The 13,454-nt window shown below is 61.2% G+C and carries 10 protein-coding genes; all 10 read right to left on the bottom strand.

Annotated features, from left to right (window positions below; translation table 11 throughout):
* Nucleotides 1-35: 35 nt before the first annotated feature.
* The 10 genes from RY113_RS13845 to RY113_RS13800 all read right to left on the bottom strand — a co-directional run bounded on the left by RY113_RS13845 (nucleotide 36) and on the right by RY113_RS13800 (nucleotide 13,443).
* The gene (locus tag RY113_RS13845) at nucleotides 36-767 is read right to left on the bottom strand and encodes a polyphenol oxidase family protein (protein WP_315915029.1); all 732 of its coding nucleotides are present in this window, start codon (nucleotides 765-767) and stop codon (nucleotides 36-38) included.
* A gap of 78 nt (nucleotides 768-845) precedes the next feature.
* On the bottom strand, nucleotides 846-2,015 hold the full coding sequence (ftsZ, locus tag RY113_RS13840) for a cell division protein FtsZ (protein WP_315915028.1): 1,170 nt from the start codon (nucleotides 2,013-2,015) through the stop codon (nucleotides 846-848).
* A 309-nt stretch (nucleotides 2,016-2,324) separates the two neighbouring features.
* The gene (locus RY113_RS13835; protein ID WP_315915027.1) at nucleotides 2,325-3,641 is read right to left on the bottom strand and encodes a cell division protein FtsQ/DivIB; all 1,317 of its coding nucleotides are present in this window, start codon (nucleotides 3,639-3,641) and stop codon (nucleotides 2,325-2,327) included.
* Nucleotides 3,634-5,070 (bottom strand): UDP-N-acetylmuramate--L-alanine ligase, encoded by a 1,437-nt coding sequence (gene murC, locus RY113_RS13830; protein WP_315915026.1) that lies wholly within the window; start codon nucleotides 5,068-5,070, stop codon nucleotides 3,634-3,636. The genes RY113_RS13835 and murC overlap by 8 nt, the downstream gene beginning before the upstream one ends.
* A 6-nt stretch (nucleotides 5,071-5,076) precedes the next feature.
* The gene (gene murG / locus RY113_RS13825; RefSeq protein ID WP_110106042.1) at nucleotides 5,077-6,186 is read right to left on the bottom strand and encodes an undecaprenyldiphospho-muramoylpentapeptide beta-N-acetylglucosaminyltransferase; all 1,110 of its coding nucleotides are present in this window, start codon (nucleotides 6,184-6,186) and stop codon (nucleotides 5,077-5,079) included.
* Nucleotides 6,183-7,523, bottom strand: a complete 1,341-nt coding sequence (gene ftsW, locus RY113_RS13820; protein ID WP_315915025.1) for a putative lipid II flippase FtsW — start codon at nucleotides 7,521-7,523, stop codon at nucleotides 6,183-6,185. The genes murG and ftsW overlap by 4 nt, the downstream gene beginning before the upstream one ends.
* The gene (murD, locus tag RY113_RS13815) at nucleotides 7,523-9,079 is read right to left on the bottom strand and encodes a UDP-N-acetylmuramoyl-L-alanine--D-glutamate ligase (RefSeq protein ID WP_315915024.1); all 1,557 of its coding nucleotides are present in this window, start codon (nucleotides 9,077-9,079) and stop codon (nucleotides 7,523-7,525) included. The genes ftsW and murD overlap by 1 nt, the downstream gene beginning before the upstream one ends.
* Nucleotides 9,076-10,188, bottom strand: coding sequence for a phospho-N-acetylmuramoyl-pentapeptide-transferase (gene mraY, locus RY113_RS13810; RefSeq protein WP_110106039.1), 1,113 nt, complete (start codon nucleotides 10,186-10,188; stop codon nucleotides 9,076-9,078). Before mraY ends, murD begins: the two co-directional genes overlap by 4 nt.
* The gene (gene murF / locus RY113_RS13805) at nucleotides 10,185-11,678 is read right to left on the bottom strand and encodes a UDP-N-acetylmuramoyl-tripeptide--D-alanyl-D-alanine ligase (protein WP_315915023.1); all 1,494 of its coding nucleotides are present in this window, start codon (nucleotides 11,676-11,678) and stop codon (nucleotides 10,185-10,187) included. Before murF ends, mraY begins: the two co-directional genes overlap by 4 nt.
* The gene (locus tag RY113_RS13800) at nucleotides 11,671-13,443 is read right to left on the bottom strand and encodes a UDP-N-acetylmuramoyl-L-alanyl-D-glutamate--2,6-diaminopimelate ligase (RefSeq protein WP_315915022.1); all 1,773 of its coding nucleotides are present in this window, start codon (nucleotides 13,441-13,443) and stop codon (nucleotides 11,671-11,673) included. The genes murF and RY113_RS13800 overlap by 8 nt, the downstream gene beginning before the upstream one ends.
* Between the last annotated feature and the right edge of the window lie 11 nt (nucleotides 13,444-13,454).

Here is a 13,454-nt window from a genome sequence, read left to right as displayed (position 1 = left end):
TTGTTTACTTTCCTGGCGCAAAGGCAGCTGGTGGGCTACCGGGCGGATACGGCGAACCCGATGAATCGGCCCTCTGCCGATCCATCTCGGATAGCACGCCGGTGGGAGTGGAATGCGTGGTTTTCAAGGGTGCATTCCCCGCTGGGATGGGCGGTGACGTGATTGCTGCGAAGTTGCGCCAGCACCGCTGCCGGCAAGTCCAGGGAAGGCGTTCCCCAGGAGGTGGTGGCAAAAGATTCTGGTTCCTTCACAGCAACACTCTGGCGCATCTGGTCAGGGACTTCATAGCAGTACCCGCAAATACTGGGGCCTAGCCACGCCTCGATGGCGTCTGCACCGGCGGCTCGCATGGCCGAGACCACAGCCCCGATGACATCTCGCTCCACCCCGGGCCGGCCGGCATGTGCCACGGCCAGCAGCACACCGCCATCGAGGGTTTCCCCCACGAGAACCACAGGGACGCAGTCGGCCACCATGACCGCCACCCCGGCTCCTGCAGTTCCCCAGGTGACCATGGCATCGGCCGTGGGAGCAGGTTTCCCTGCTGCAGCCCCCGCAGAGAGAATGGCTACCGCGTTTCCATGAACTTGGTTCATGTACGCCAGGGCCACGTCCGTTCCGACGGCCTCGGACAGTGCCGCATTCAAGGCCGCCCGGCGGCGGGCTACGGCCCCTCCATCATCCCCAACATGAAAGGCCAGGTTGCCTGTTTCCGTCCCGGTGAAGCCGACCCAAATTCCGGGGCGCACTTCCTGGTGGGAAAACATTGGACCAACCTGACCATTCATGACTTATTGTGATTGAAAAATGCGTGCCGGCAGCGGTTGCTGCCGGCGGGACGTCCCCTATTTCAGGAAGTCGGGAACATCCAGTTCGTCGGCGCGGTGACCGGTGAGATCTGGCTCCACAATAGCGGGCAGCTCCACATCAAAGCCCCCGTCGGCGGGGACATGTGCTGCGGACTGCTGGCCCCACTGGTTGAGGTTTGTGACACTTGCACCACTGGGCACGGCAGCGGGTACGGGCGGGACTGCGGCGGCAACCGGCTCAGCAACTTCAGGTGCGGCGTCCGGGGCGTCAAAACCCGCGGCAATAACCGTTACCCGCACCTCATCGCCCAATGCGTCATCAATGACAGCACCGAAGATGATATTGGCTTCGGGGTGGGCCACTTCCTGGACAAGGCGGGCGGCCTCATTGATCTCGAAGAGGCCAAGGTCAGATCCACCCTGGACGGAGAGCAGAACACCGTGGGCGCCATCAATGGAGGCTTCCAGAAGCGGGGAGGCGATGGCAAGCTCGGCGGCCTTGACAGCACGGTCCTCACCGCGGGCAGAACCGATGCCCATAAGCGCTGAACCGGCACCTTGCATGACTGATTTAACGTCCGCAAAGTCAAGGTTGATCAGGCCGGGGGTGGTGATCAGGTCAGTGATGCCTTGCACACCGGACAGCAGCACCTGGTCCGCGGAACGGAAGGCATCCATGACGGAGACATTCCTGTCACTGATGGACAGCAGGCGGTCATTGGGGATCACAATGAGCGTATCTACCTCGTCGCGCAGCGCTTCAATGCCGTTGTCGGCACTTGAGGCGCGGCGGCGGCCCTCAAAGGTGAACGGACGCGTGACCACACCGATGGTCAAGGCGCCAAGAGAGCGGGCAATGCGGGCCACCACGGGGGCACCGCCAGTGCCTGTTCCGCCACCTTCACCGGCCGTAACAAAGACCATGTCAGCCCCACGCAGGACTTCTTCAATTTCTTCTTGGTGGTCCTCTGCCGCTTGGCGACCAACGTCGGGGTTGGCGCCGGCGCCAAGTCCGCGCGTCAGCTCCCGGCCAACGTCAAGCTTGACGTCGGCGTCGCTCATCAGCAACGCCTGGGCGTCGGTGTTGATGGCGATGAATTCAACGCCGCGCAGACCCACGTCAATCATGCGGTTAACTGCATTTACGCCGCCGCCGCCGATGCCGACGACTTTGATGACTGCCAAGTAATTCTGGGGTGCTGCCACGTTACGTGTCCCTTGTTCGTATGTTGCTTCGAAGATCAAAAAAGCTTGCTTTGCTACCGAGAATCCAAAGTGCCTGCCAGCTGCCAGCATCAATCCTGGGAGCAACCTTGAAGCAATGCCTGAACCCTTGGTAGCTTAACCTTCAAGTTGAAGGTTATAGTTATGTCAACTAACTCTTGTCAGTGACGCTATGGTGCATCTGCGCCGCATGCAATTACCGCCGCCGCGTGTCGCCCGAATCCGCAAAAAAAACGTCAAAAATCCTTCTTTAAGAATGTTCTCACAGAACAAGGCGCCTCTGTCCTGCCCTCACCTGGTCACCGGGTGACGTGGGGCACTGACGTCAAATACCTGCGCAGGCACCGGTACTGGCTTGCCCTCCTGGGCCGTGGGTGGCGGAGCGTTCAGCAACGCCTCCAACACCTGCGCCTTCAGGTCCATGTCATTGGCGTTACCCCAGATGACGCTTCGCCCATCAGTGAGCCGCAATTCCACGGCGTCCGGAGACTTGGCTGTGGCATTGGCAAGCTGAGTCAGGATGGATTTGGGCAAGGTCGCCAAAACAGCCGTCATGGCCGCGAAAGTAGCTTTGCCAATGACCGCCTTCCCGCCATCGATCAGGGGCAGCGCCGCAGTTGTAGAGTCCATGGTTGTGCCCAGCTCAACACCGTCCTGGTCCACCAGAGAAAACAATTTGCCGTTCTTTAGCAGCGCCACAGGTACGCGCTCCACCACATGGACCACAAGCGTGGAGGGTGGCCTGGCCTCAATCCTTGAGCTCTTGACCTGAACCACTGGTTCTAGCAGCGCCTGAACATCAGCTTCCGTGACTTGTGGCAACGGCCGGGACATGACGGGCAGCAGGGCCAGTTGCAACGTGTGTTCGCTAACTAACTTGTTGCCGTCAAAGACAACGGTTTTCACACCCAAGACCGGCGAGTACAAGGCGATGCCCATCACGAGGGCAAGGACAGCCACCACGCCCGCAGCAGAGATCAGGAAAGTCCGACGCCGTCGCTTATGTTCAGGCATCGGAAACGCCAGCACCTGCGCCACGCCATCATCTTCAGAGCCGGCACTAGCAAGCGCAGTGGGGTGTTTCGCCGCAGCCTTACTTGAAACTGACTTATCAGAACCCACCCTCTTAGAAACAGGCTCACTGGAAACAGGCTTGCTCGCTTCGGGCAGTGCCGAGCCCTTCCCCGCCGGCTCCTTTCCCGAACGTGATTCCGGCGCCGCCGGAATCTTTGCACCCGCCACCTTGGCGTCCGGAGTCTTTGCACCCGCCACCTTGGCGTCCGGAGTCTTTGAAGCAGGTTTGAGGCTGGCTTTCAGACGCGGCACCCACATGAACGGCTTGGCTTTCTCACTGGGCACCGGAACCACGGCCACCTTCTCGCTCGTGCCCCGTACCGTGCCAGCGGAATGTACCGTGCCAGCGGAATTTGCCGTGCCAGCGGATTCTAGGCTGCCGGCGGATTTTGCCGTGGCAGCGGAATCACCAGTGCCCGCAGGAACCTCCATGCTGTTGGAAAGGCCCTCCCTCTGCTTGCCTGCAGGCGGTGAGGCAGGAGGTGAGGCTGGGGTGCGGGTGCGGATAACCCGCGGTTTGCGCGGCTCAGCCATGGACGTCCCCTGAGGTCAATTCCGCCACCAGCACAGGGCCAAATTCCGTCACGTCTCCGGCACCTACCGTCAAGATGATGTCACCGGCAGCGGCTCCAGCACACAACCGTGCCACGGCCGCCAGAGGATCCGGAGCGTAGCCGAAGGGCTTGTTCAGCTCCCTCGTGATTAGCTCACTGGTGACTCCGGGGACGGGATCTTCCCGGGCAGCATAAATGTCAAGAACAGCCACGGTATCCGCCAGGTCAAGTGCCTTGGCGAACTCGGTGGCGAACTCGGCAGTGCGGGAAAATAGGTGCGGCTGGAATAAGACGTGCACCTTGTGTGCGCCGGCAACCGTTCGGGCAGCGCGCAGCGCTGCAGTGACCTCGGTGGGATGGTGCGCATAGTCGTCAAAGACGCACACGCCACGTCCCTCTCCCTTGGCTTCGAAGCGGCGGGCAGCTCCGCTGAATGTGCCAAGTGCCTCAACGGCACGCTCTGCATCCACGCCCAGGGCAAGCGCCACGGCCACAGCCGCAGCAGCATTGCTGAGGTTGTGGTTACCAGGGACTTGCAGGCGCAACTCGAGGGTGCGTTCTGACCCCTCCAGGTTTTGCAGGAGCACGGATGCTGTGGTGAGCAGCCCGTGGTGATGGCCTGGGAGCAGCCTGACGTTGGCATCATCTGCAAAACCATAGGTGATGGTGCGTGTTCCGGTGGCAGCGGACTGGGCAGCCAAGGCCGCAGATCCGGCGTCGTCAGCGCACGCCACCAGCACTCCCCCGGCCGGGAGGAGTTGGGCGAACTGGTCAAAAGCGGCGAACACGGCCTGGGCCGTGCCGTAGTGGTCAAGATGATCCGCTTCGAGGTTGGTGACAACGGCAATCTGCGGCCGGTAGTTCAAGAAGGACGCATCCGATTCATCAGCCTCAGCCACGAACACTCCCGCGCTGCCATGGCCGGCATTGACGCCCAAGCCCTGCACTGTCCCGCCCACCGCGAAGGAGGCGTCAACACCTGCCCCGCGCAGCATGATGGTAATCATGGAGGTGGTGGTGGTTTTCCCGTGCGTGCCGGCAACAGCCACAACAATATCCTCGGCCATGGCTGCGGCGAGTGCCTGGGAGCGGTGCAGGATGCGCAGACCTGCTGCGCGTGCAGCAGACAGTTCAGGGTTGCTTTCACGGATTGCTGAGGAGACCACCACTGTGTCAGCCTCATCCACATTGGCGCCGGATTGGCCCACATAGACTCTGGCACCGAGGGCGGCCAGTTCCGCTAGCCCGGGCGATTCTTTGGCGTCTGATCCACTGACGGGTAGTCCCTGGCTCAGCATGATCCGGGCGATCGCCGACATTCCAGCGCCTCCCATGCCAATGAAGTGAACCCGTCCCAGCTCGGCGAGTGTGGGTGGAATATACATGGGGGTACTTTTCTTTTCGCTCATGATTCTTTACTTCCCACTCGCGGCGAACACCATGGCGGCCATGCTTTCGGCGGCGTCACGGATGCCCAGCTCAGAGGCGTTGGCGGCCATGCGTGCCAGCCGCGGCGCGTCAAGGCACAGCGGTATCAATTCCGCAGATACCCACGCGGCATCCACGTCCCCGTCGGGCACCAGAAGCGCCGCGCCGGCCGCCACGAGCCCGGCCGCGTTGCGGGCCTGTTCACCGTTTCCTATGGGCAAGGGCACAAACACTGCGGGAAGCCCGACGGCGGCCACCTCCGAGACGGTTCCGGCACCTGAGCGGCACAACAGCAAATCTGCTGCCGCATAGACATCTTCCATGGAATCCACGTATTCCACCTGTTGGTAGCCCGGCGCAGCGAGGGCAGCCCCGTCATCGCCGAGAACAGTCTTGCCCTTGCCCGTGATGTGCAATGTCTGAATGCCTGCATCGGCCAGCGCCTGCAAGGATGCAGCAATGGCCTGGTTCAAGCGCAGGGCTCCGAGTGAGCCCCCCGTGACAATCAGTGTGGGCTTGCCCACCGCCAGACCCAGCCGGGAGGTGGCCGCAGCTTGCCCCGCATGACGGGTCAAGCTGGCAATTTCCTTGCGCATGGGCATGCCCACCAGGTGGGCGTGCCGGATGGCGGTCTCGGCAAACGCCGTCCCCACATGTGTGGTGTAGCGGGCGCCCACCTTGTTGGCCAAACCGGCCTTCGTATTGGCCTCATGGATCACGATCGGGACACCCAGCGACTTGGCAGCCAAATACATGGGGGTACAGACATAACCACCCACACCTACCAGAACATCGGCCTGGGCATCATTGAGGATTGTTTTGGCGTCTCTGATGGCCCGGAGCATGCGTCCGGGCAATTTTACAAGATCCATGGACGGCTTCCGTGGCAGCGGAATTCGCTCCACGAACGTCAGCTCAAAACCGGCGGCCGGAACAAGCGTGGTTTCCAGCCCTTCCTTGGTGCCGACGGCAAGAATCGCGGTTTCCGGAGCCTTCGCCCGGATCGCAGCCGCAATAGCCAACAACGGGCTCACATGGCCGGCCGAGCCTCCCCCGGCAAGGACCACTGAGAGTGCGGTGGTGTGGTTCTCTGTCATGAAGTCTTCAAACTGCTTTCTGGCTCAGTGCGGGAAAAGGACAGGACCACGCCCACGCCTGCCAGGACCATGATCAGCGCCGTGCCACCATAAGAAATCAACGGCAACGGCACACCAAACACGGGCAGCAGGCCCACCACAACGCCAATGTTGACGATCGCTTGGCCAATAATCCACGTCAAAATCATGCCGCAGACTATTCGTGAGAAGGGATCGTTACGTGAGTTAATGACTCGGAAAATAGAAAATGCCAGGACAGCATAGAGGCCCACAATGAGAATGCTGCCCAGTAAGCCAAACTCCTCTCCAATGATGGCGAAGATAAAGTCGTTGTGCGCTTCGGGAATCCAATTCCACTTTTGCCGGCTCTGACCCAGCCCAACACCAAACCAGCCACCAGAGGCTAAGGCGTAGGCGCCGTTGAGGTATTGGTCGCAAGCACCTGGGGCGCTGCAGTCGCCCAACCAGCTGGCAAACCGTCCGGTTCGGTTATCACTGGTGAGGTTTGAGATCACAACAACAATGGCTGCGGCACCCATCGCCAGGGCAAGGAATCTCTTGGGTACGCCAGCAAACCACAGTCCGGCAATCACCATCATCCCCACGATCACGGCGGTTCCCAGGTCATGACCCAAGAGGATCAGCAAGATGATCGCGCCAGCCCCAATAGCCGCGGGCACCAGCACATGCACCAGCTTGCGCAAGAGACGTCCCTTGGCCGCCAACACGGCTCCCATCCAGATTGCCAGCGCCAGCTTTGCTGCTTCCGACGGCTGGAACTGCAAGCCGGCAATGCTGAGCCAGTTCAGGTTGCCCTGTACGTTCACACCCAAGGGTGTGAAAACTAAGATGAGCAACAGCACTGCCAAGCCGAGGAGGAAAGGGGCAAACTTTTTCCACCTGTTCCTCGGCACACAGGACAACAAGAACATCAGGACCAGGCCCACCACAGCAAAGCCCGATTCCTTAATGAAGAGATCGTAAGGGTCCTGTCCCTTGGAGATGGTTTCTGCTGTCGACGCCGAGAGTACCGTCATGCGCCCAATCATGGTCAACGCGATGGCGGTACCGATGATCCAGTAGTAGCTGGCGGTGGGCTTACCCACTTTGCTATTGAACCAGTTACGGTAGCGAGCCAGGGGCTTGCGAACAGGCCCGCCGCCCTTTGCTCCGGCACCGCTTTTTACTGCGGACCCAAGCGATGCTTTACCTCTGGCTGGACTCCCTTTTTCCGCCACGGAAACTTTGGCCGCGTCCTGTGCGGACACCGCACCGTCATTGGCCATGGCGGGCATGCTTTTGGCGGAACTGCGTGGCTGTGCGGGCGTTTTGGCCACTATGACTCCTTGTTGGCGCTTGCCCGCGATTCCAGCAATTCCCGCACAGAGCCAATGAAGGCGTTGCCGCGGTGGGCGTAAGAGGTGAATTGATCCATGGAGGCCGACGCCGGCGCCATGAGGACCGTGTCTCCCTCACTGGCCAGCGAGGCGGCAACGGCTACAGCCTCCGACATGACGGCGTCTCCCGGAAGAGCGGATCCGCTGGAACGGCGCCCGCCGGGTGCCTGGGTGGCAATAACCGCAACATCTGGCGCATATTTGGCAAGTGACGCTGCCAGCGCCGAACTGTCAGTGCCAATCAGCACCACTGCCTTGAGCCGCGCCGCGTGGTTGCGCACCAAGTCGTCATAGTCGACCCCTTTGGAGAGGCCGCCGGCAATCCAGATGACTGGTTTGAAGGCAGCCAGCGAAGCGGAGGCAGCATGCGGATTGGTGGCCTTGGAATCATTGACCCACAGGACGCCTTCCGACATGGCCACGGATTGGATGCGATGGTCCCCATTGTGGTAGTTGATCAGCCCCTTGCGCACATCCTGGGGAGTGAGTCCGCAGGCCCGCACCAGTGCGGCAGCGGCAGCAGCGTTGGCCATAAGGTGGCGCGGAACTAAATCACCAATGTCGCTGGCCTTGGCCAGTTCAGCGGCGGAGTCCTTGCGTTCTGCAATGAAGGCCCTGTCCACGAGCAGGCCTTCTACCACCCCGACCATGCCGATCGACGGGATACCGGTAGTAAAGCCCACTGCCCGGCAGCCCTCTTGCACATCAGCTTCCTGAACCATCCGCTCGGTCTCGATCTGCTCGGCGTTGTAGATGCAAGCGATCTCGGTATTGGCGTAGATCTTTGCCTTCTCGGCTGCATAGGCTGCGAAACTGCCATGCCAGTCAACATGGTCCTCGGCAAGATTCAGGCAAACGCTGGCGGTTGGAGCCAGCGATTGTGTCCAGTGCAATTGGAAGGAGGAGAGCTCCACTGCCAAAAAATCCCAGCCTTCAAGATCACGGACGGCATCAAGTATGGGTGTGCCAATGTTTCCTGCGGCTATGGCGCGCAGGCCAGCAGCCTGGAGCATTGATTCCACCATGGTGGTGGTGGTGGTTTTTCCGTTGGTGCCGGTGATGGTGATCCAGCGGGCAGTCTTTCGCCCAGCCTTCTCCCGCACACGCCACGCCAGTTCCACATCTCCCCAAATGGGGATCCCCTCCGCCGCAGCAGCGGCGAGCAAGGGGTGCGTGGGCTTGTAGCCGGGGCTCGTTACAACGAGCTCGGCTGGTTCACCCTTGACCAGTGGCAACACTGTGGAGGAGGCTTCACCGAGAATCACCTCGGCAACGCCCACAATCTTGAGAGTGTCCGCGTTGGCCACGGCCTCTTCATCATCTGAGGCGGCCACCACCACCACATGGGCTCCGAGTTCGGCGAGGGTATCGGCCACGGAAAAGCCTGTTTTACTGATGCCCGTGACAACCACACGCAGGCCGGCCCAATCGGCGTCCCAACTGGTCAGTGATTCAAATCGGTTCAGCGATTCAGATTGGTTTTGCAGTGCGCTCACAGTCGAACTATCCATTCAGCATAAAAAGCTCCCAGTCCCACAGCTACCATCAGTCCTGCCAGAATCCAGAACCGAACAACAACTGTCACCTCACGCCAGCCCTTGAGCTCGAAGTGATGTTGCAGCGGGGCCATGAGGAAGACGCGCTTGCCCTTGGAGAGCTTGAAGAAGCCCACCTGGATAATGACGGAACAGGAGATCAGCACGAACAGTCCACCAATGATGGGCAGGAGCAACTCGGTGCGGGAGAGGATGGCGAAACCGGCAATGGCGCCGCCAATGGCGAGCGAACCCGTGTCACCCATGAAGATCTTCGCCGGGGAGGTGTTCCACCAGAGGAAGCCGATCAGAGCCGCAAACATGATGGCTGCAATCAATGAGAGGTCCAGCGGGTCACGGACTTGATAGCAGACTGTTTCGGAGGGCACCTTACGGGAACCGCAGCCCTGGCTGCTCTGCCACATACCCATGAGGGTGTAAGCACCGAACACCAGAATCGCCGCACCCGTTGCCAGCCCATCCAGGCCGTCCGTCAGGTTTACGCCGTTCGTGGCTGCCGTGATGATCAAGTTGGACCAGATCACAAACAGCACCACACCCAACCCTGCCCCTGCAAAGGCCAGGTTCAGTGAGGGGATGTCACGGGCAAAAGAAATGAAGGTGCTGGCCGGGGTGAGGCCTTCGCTATCCGGAAACCCCAGCGCCATGATTGCGAACGAAATGCCTACAACAGCTTGGCCAATGAGTTTGCCGGCGGGGTTCAGCCCGGTGTTGTGCTGCTTGGTGATTTTCAGGAAGTCATCGAGAAAACCCACCACGCCCATGCCCACCATAAGGTAGATCATGAGCAGGCCGGAGGCGCTCGGTCCGGGCAAGTTTGGGTTGATCAGCCACACGATCAAGTGGGTGATGAAGTAGGAGGCGACAACCGAACCGATGACAACGGTACCGCCCATGGTGGGAGTTCCACGTTTGATCTGGTGGCTGGTGGGCCCGTCTTCCCGGATGATCTGCCCGTAGCCCTGTTTGACCAGGAATCGTATGAACAGGGGGGTGCCGATCATGGCAAAGGCAAGAGCCAAGCCAGCTCCGATGAGTAGTGCAATCATGGCTGGGCAGTCCTTTCGCCTGAAGTAGTCTCACTCGTTGATGTGGGGCTGTTCCCCGTGGGTAATGCTATCCGATCACCCAGAAACCGCAGTCCGGCGCCATTGGAAGACTTGAATAAAACAACGTCTCCTGGCGCCAGCTCGGCTTCCAGGACGGCTGCCGCGGCTGCTGCGTCAGGGAAAAACATGGATTCATTGCCCCAGGATCCTTCCATGACGGCGCCAACGTGCATGGCCCGCGCACCCTGGCCCACCACCAAAAGGCGGGAAATGTTCAGCCGCACGGCAACACGGCCCACTGCATCGTGTTCCAGGACCGAAGCATCGCCTAGTTCCAGCATCTCGCCCAGCACGGCCCAGGTGCGCCGGGCTCCGCTGCCGCCCAGCTCCGCAAGGGTACGCAGGGCTGCCCGCATGGATTCAGGGTTCGCATTGTAGGCATCGTTGATCACTGTCACGCCGTCGCTGCGATCGGTTCGTTCCATCCGGTACCGGCTGGCCGCATGCTGCTCATTGAGCGAGCCAACAATATCTTTTGGTGCTGCCCCCGCGGCAAAGGCTGCGGCTGCCGCGGCAAGTAAGTTGCTCACATGGTGCAGACCCAACAACTTGCTCGAAACGTGCAGTGGCTCTGGGTGGCCAGGAAAGCTCAACTCAAATTCCGGCTGGCCCTGCGCGTTGGTGTGCACATTGCGGGCCTGGACCATCTCGGAACTGCTGTTTGCATCAGCACTGCTGAAGAAGCTCACGGGCGCTACCGAACGGGAGGCCATGGCCCGGACCCGGCCGTCGTCGTAGTTCAGCAAAGCACGACCTGAGGGCGCCAGTGCTTCAACGAGTTCGCCCTTGGCTTGGGCGATGTTATCGATGGAGCCGAACTCGCCGGCGTGCGCGCTGCCCACACCCAAGACCACGCCCAAGTCTGGGCGCACCATGGCGCCGAGATACTTGATGTGGCCCATCTTGGTGGCACCCATTTCAATGATTAGAAAGCGGGTCTCGGCCACGGCCCGGAAGACCGTCAGAGGAACCCCTACCTCACCGTTGTAGGATCCCTCAGGGGCCACGGTGGCTCCCAGCGGTGACAAAATGCCCTGGAGCAGGTCCTTGGTGGTGGTTTTACCCGCCGAGCCGGTGATACCAATGACCGTCAGTGGTGAGTGGCTGCGAATCAGGCCTACCACATGTGCCGCCAGGGCACCCATGGCGAGCACGGCGTCGGCGACAATAACAGCAGGGAACACGGTTCCGGAATCGTCTTGCACTTCCCGCTCAGCCAGGGCAAGGACCGCGCCGGCAGCAAAAGCTGCGCCGAGGAAGTGGTGGCCATCGGCGCTCTCTCCGGCCTTGGCAACATACATGCTGCCCGCCACGGCATCACGGGAGTCGGTAACAATGGCGGCTATGTCAATGCGTGCGTCAGGGTCGGCGCCCTGGGTCAGGACGCCCTGGGTGAGCTCGGCGATTTGGGCTGCAGTAATTTCAATCATCAGTTGGGGACTCTATCTTGCTTGCTCCGGTAAGTGGGAATCCGCGGGACGCCAGCGCCTTCCGCAATTCAACCCTGTCATCGAGGGCAATATTGACCCCTTTAACCTCTTGATACACCTCGTGACCACGTCCAGCAACGAGGATGACATCCTGTGCCCTGGCCAGTTCAACGGCGCGGAGAATCGCTTTGGCACGCTGATCACATTCTTCAATGACGCGTCCCAGTGCGCCGTCTCGATCAGCTTCCCGGGCACCAGCGAGCACCCCGGCACGGATGGCGGCCGGATCTTCATCGTGGGGATCATCGTCAGTGATAATCACCACGTCCGCCCCCTGCGCCACCACGGCGCCCATGATGGGGCGTTTGCTGGCGTCACGCTCCCCCGTGGCACCAAAGACGGCGATGAGGCGGCCATCAGGGGCGCTGGGGCGGACCGCGTCCAGCGCGCGGGCCAGCGCGTCCGGGTTATGTGCGAAGTCCACCACGGCAACGGGCGCTGTGCCAATCAACTGCATCCGGCCGGGGACCTCCACCGTAAACGGGTCGAATCGATCCAGGGCCTCCTGCAGCCGGGTCAGTACCGTCAGCATCTGTATGCCAGGCCCGACACCGGAACCCGGGCCTGAGGTGGTCCCGGCGCCTGAGGCTGAGTCTGTGCTGGAGCCTGTGCCTGTGCCTGTGCCTGTGCCGAGCAGATGCGTGGTCACCATGAGCAGAGCCAAGGCCGCGTTGGAGACGTTGAAGCCCCCGGGAAGGCCCGTGTGGACGTTCAGGACAGCCCCGGCGGGACCGTTAAGCGTAAAGCGTGAGCCCACGCCCTCGCGCTGCACCTCACGCACCTGCCACTGGGCACTGCCAGTAGCTGCCAGCGGATCAGTGGACAAGGTCACGGCGGGGACACTGGCGCCTTCGGCCATGCGCCGGCCCCAGTCATCATCGACGGTGATGACGGCGTGGCGGGCATGCGCGGGGGTGAACAGGGCGGCCTTCGTGTCAAAGTAACCCTCCATGCCACCATGGAGATCAAGGTGATCCTGGGTGAGGTTGGTGAAACCGGCAACATCAAACACCACACCGTCCACCCGGCCAAAAGCCAGTGCGTGCGATGAAACTTCCATGGACGCCGCACTCAGGTCCTTCTCCGCCATGAGTGCCAGCAGCGCGTGGACATCAGTGGATTCCGGAGTGGTCAGCTTGCTGGGGATGGCCTCCTCACCGGCCAGAATTTCAATGGTTCCAATAAGACCGGTGCTATGCCCCAAGGCCCGCAACAGTGAGTTCAGGAAATAAGTTGTGGTTGTTTTCCCGTTGGTGCCCGTCAGCCCGAATAGTTCCAGGCGGTGACCGGAATCTCCCGTACCGGTGGTGCCGTACACCCGCGCGGCCACAGGCCCGGCCACGGCACGTACGTCAGATAGCGCAAGTACGGGCACGGGCACCGAATCCCCCAGAAGGCTGCGCCCGGATTCGTCCGTCATGATGGCTAGTGCACCTGCGGCAACAGCTGCATTGGCAAAGGTGGCTCCGTGACTGCGGGAACCGGGCAGCGCCAGATACAAATCGCCCGGGTGGATAGTCCTCGAGTCCAGGCTCACACCAGTGATCCGCAGGTCCCCCTGGGCGGCGAGGGCGGGGCCCAGGGCGGCGCCCGCCACCTCGGCTAGTTCCGCCAAAGTGGCGCCGCTGTGGTGGCTGGGGCGCGATGGCCCGCCGGGATTGTTCACAGGCACGTGCACAAAGTCCTTTTCTTTTTCACGATCCATAGCGGAAGGTG

Origin of the sequence: Arthrobacter sp. lap29 (assembly GCF_032458965.1) — a bacterium.
GTDB lineage: Bacteria > Actinomycetota > Actinomycetes > Actinomycetales > Micrococcaceae > Specibacter > Specibacter psychrochitiniphilus.
This window is presented reverse-complemented; position numbering and strand designations above follow the sequence as displayed.

Bases quoted from the DNA above. Each gene is read 5' to 3' on its own strand.
- RY113_RS13800 (WP_315915022.1), bottom strand. From the start codon at position 13,443: ATGGATCGTGAAAAAGAAAAGGACTTTGTGCACGTGCCTGTGAACAAT.
- RY113_RS13835 (WP_315915027.1), bottom strand. From the start codon at position 3,641: ATGGCTGAGCCGCGCAAACCGCGGGTTATCCGCACCCGCACCCCAGCC.
- murF (WP_315915023.1), bottom strand. From the start codon at position 11,678: ATGATTGAAATTACTGCAGCCCAAATCGCCGAGCTCACCCAGGGCGTC.
- RY113_RS13845 (WP_315915029.1), bottom strand. From the start codon at position 767: ATGTTTTCCCACCAGGAAGTGCGCCCCGGAATTTGGGTCGGCTTCACC.
- murG (WP_110106042.1), bottom strand. From the start codon at position 6,186: ATGACAGAGAACCACACCACCGCACTCTCAGTGGTCCTTGCCGGGGGA.
- mraY (WP_110106039.1), bottom strand. From the start codon at position 10,188: ATGATTGCACTACTCATCGGAGCTGGCTTGGCTCTTGCCTTTGCCATG.
- murC (WP_315915026.1), bottom strand. From the start codon at position 5,070: ATGAGCGAAAAGAAAAGTACCCCCATGTATATTCCACCCACACTCGCC.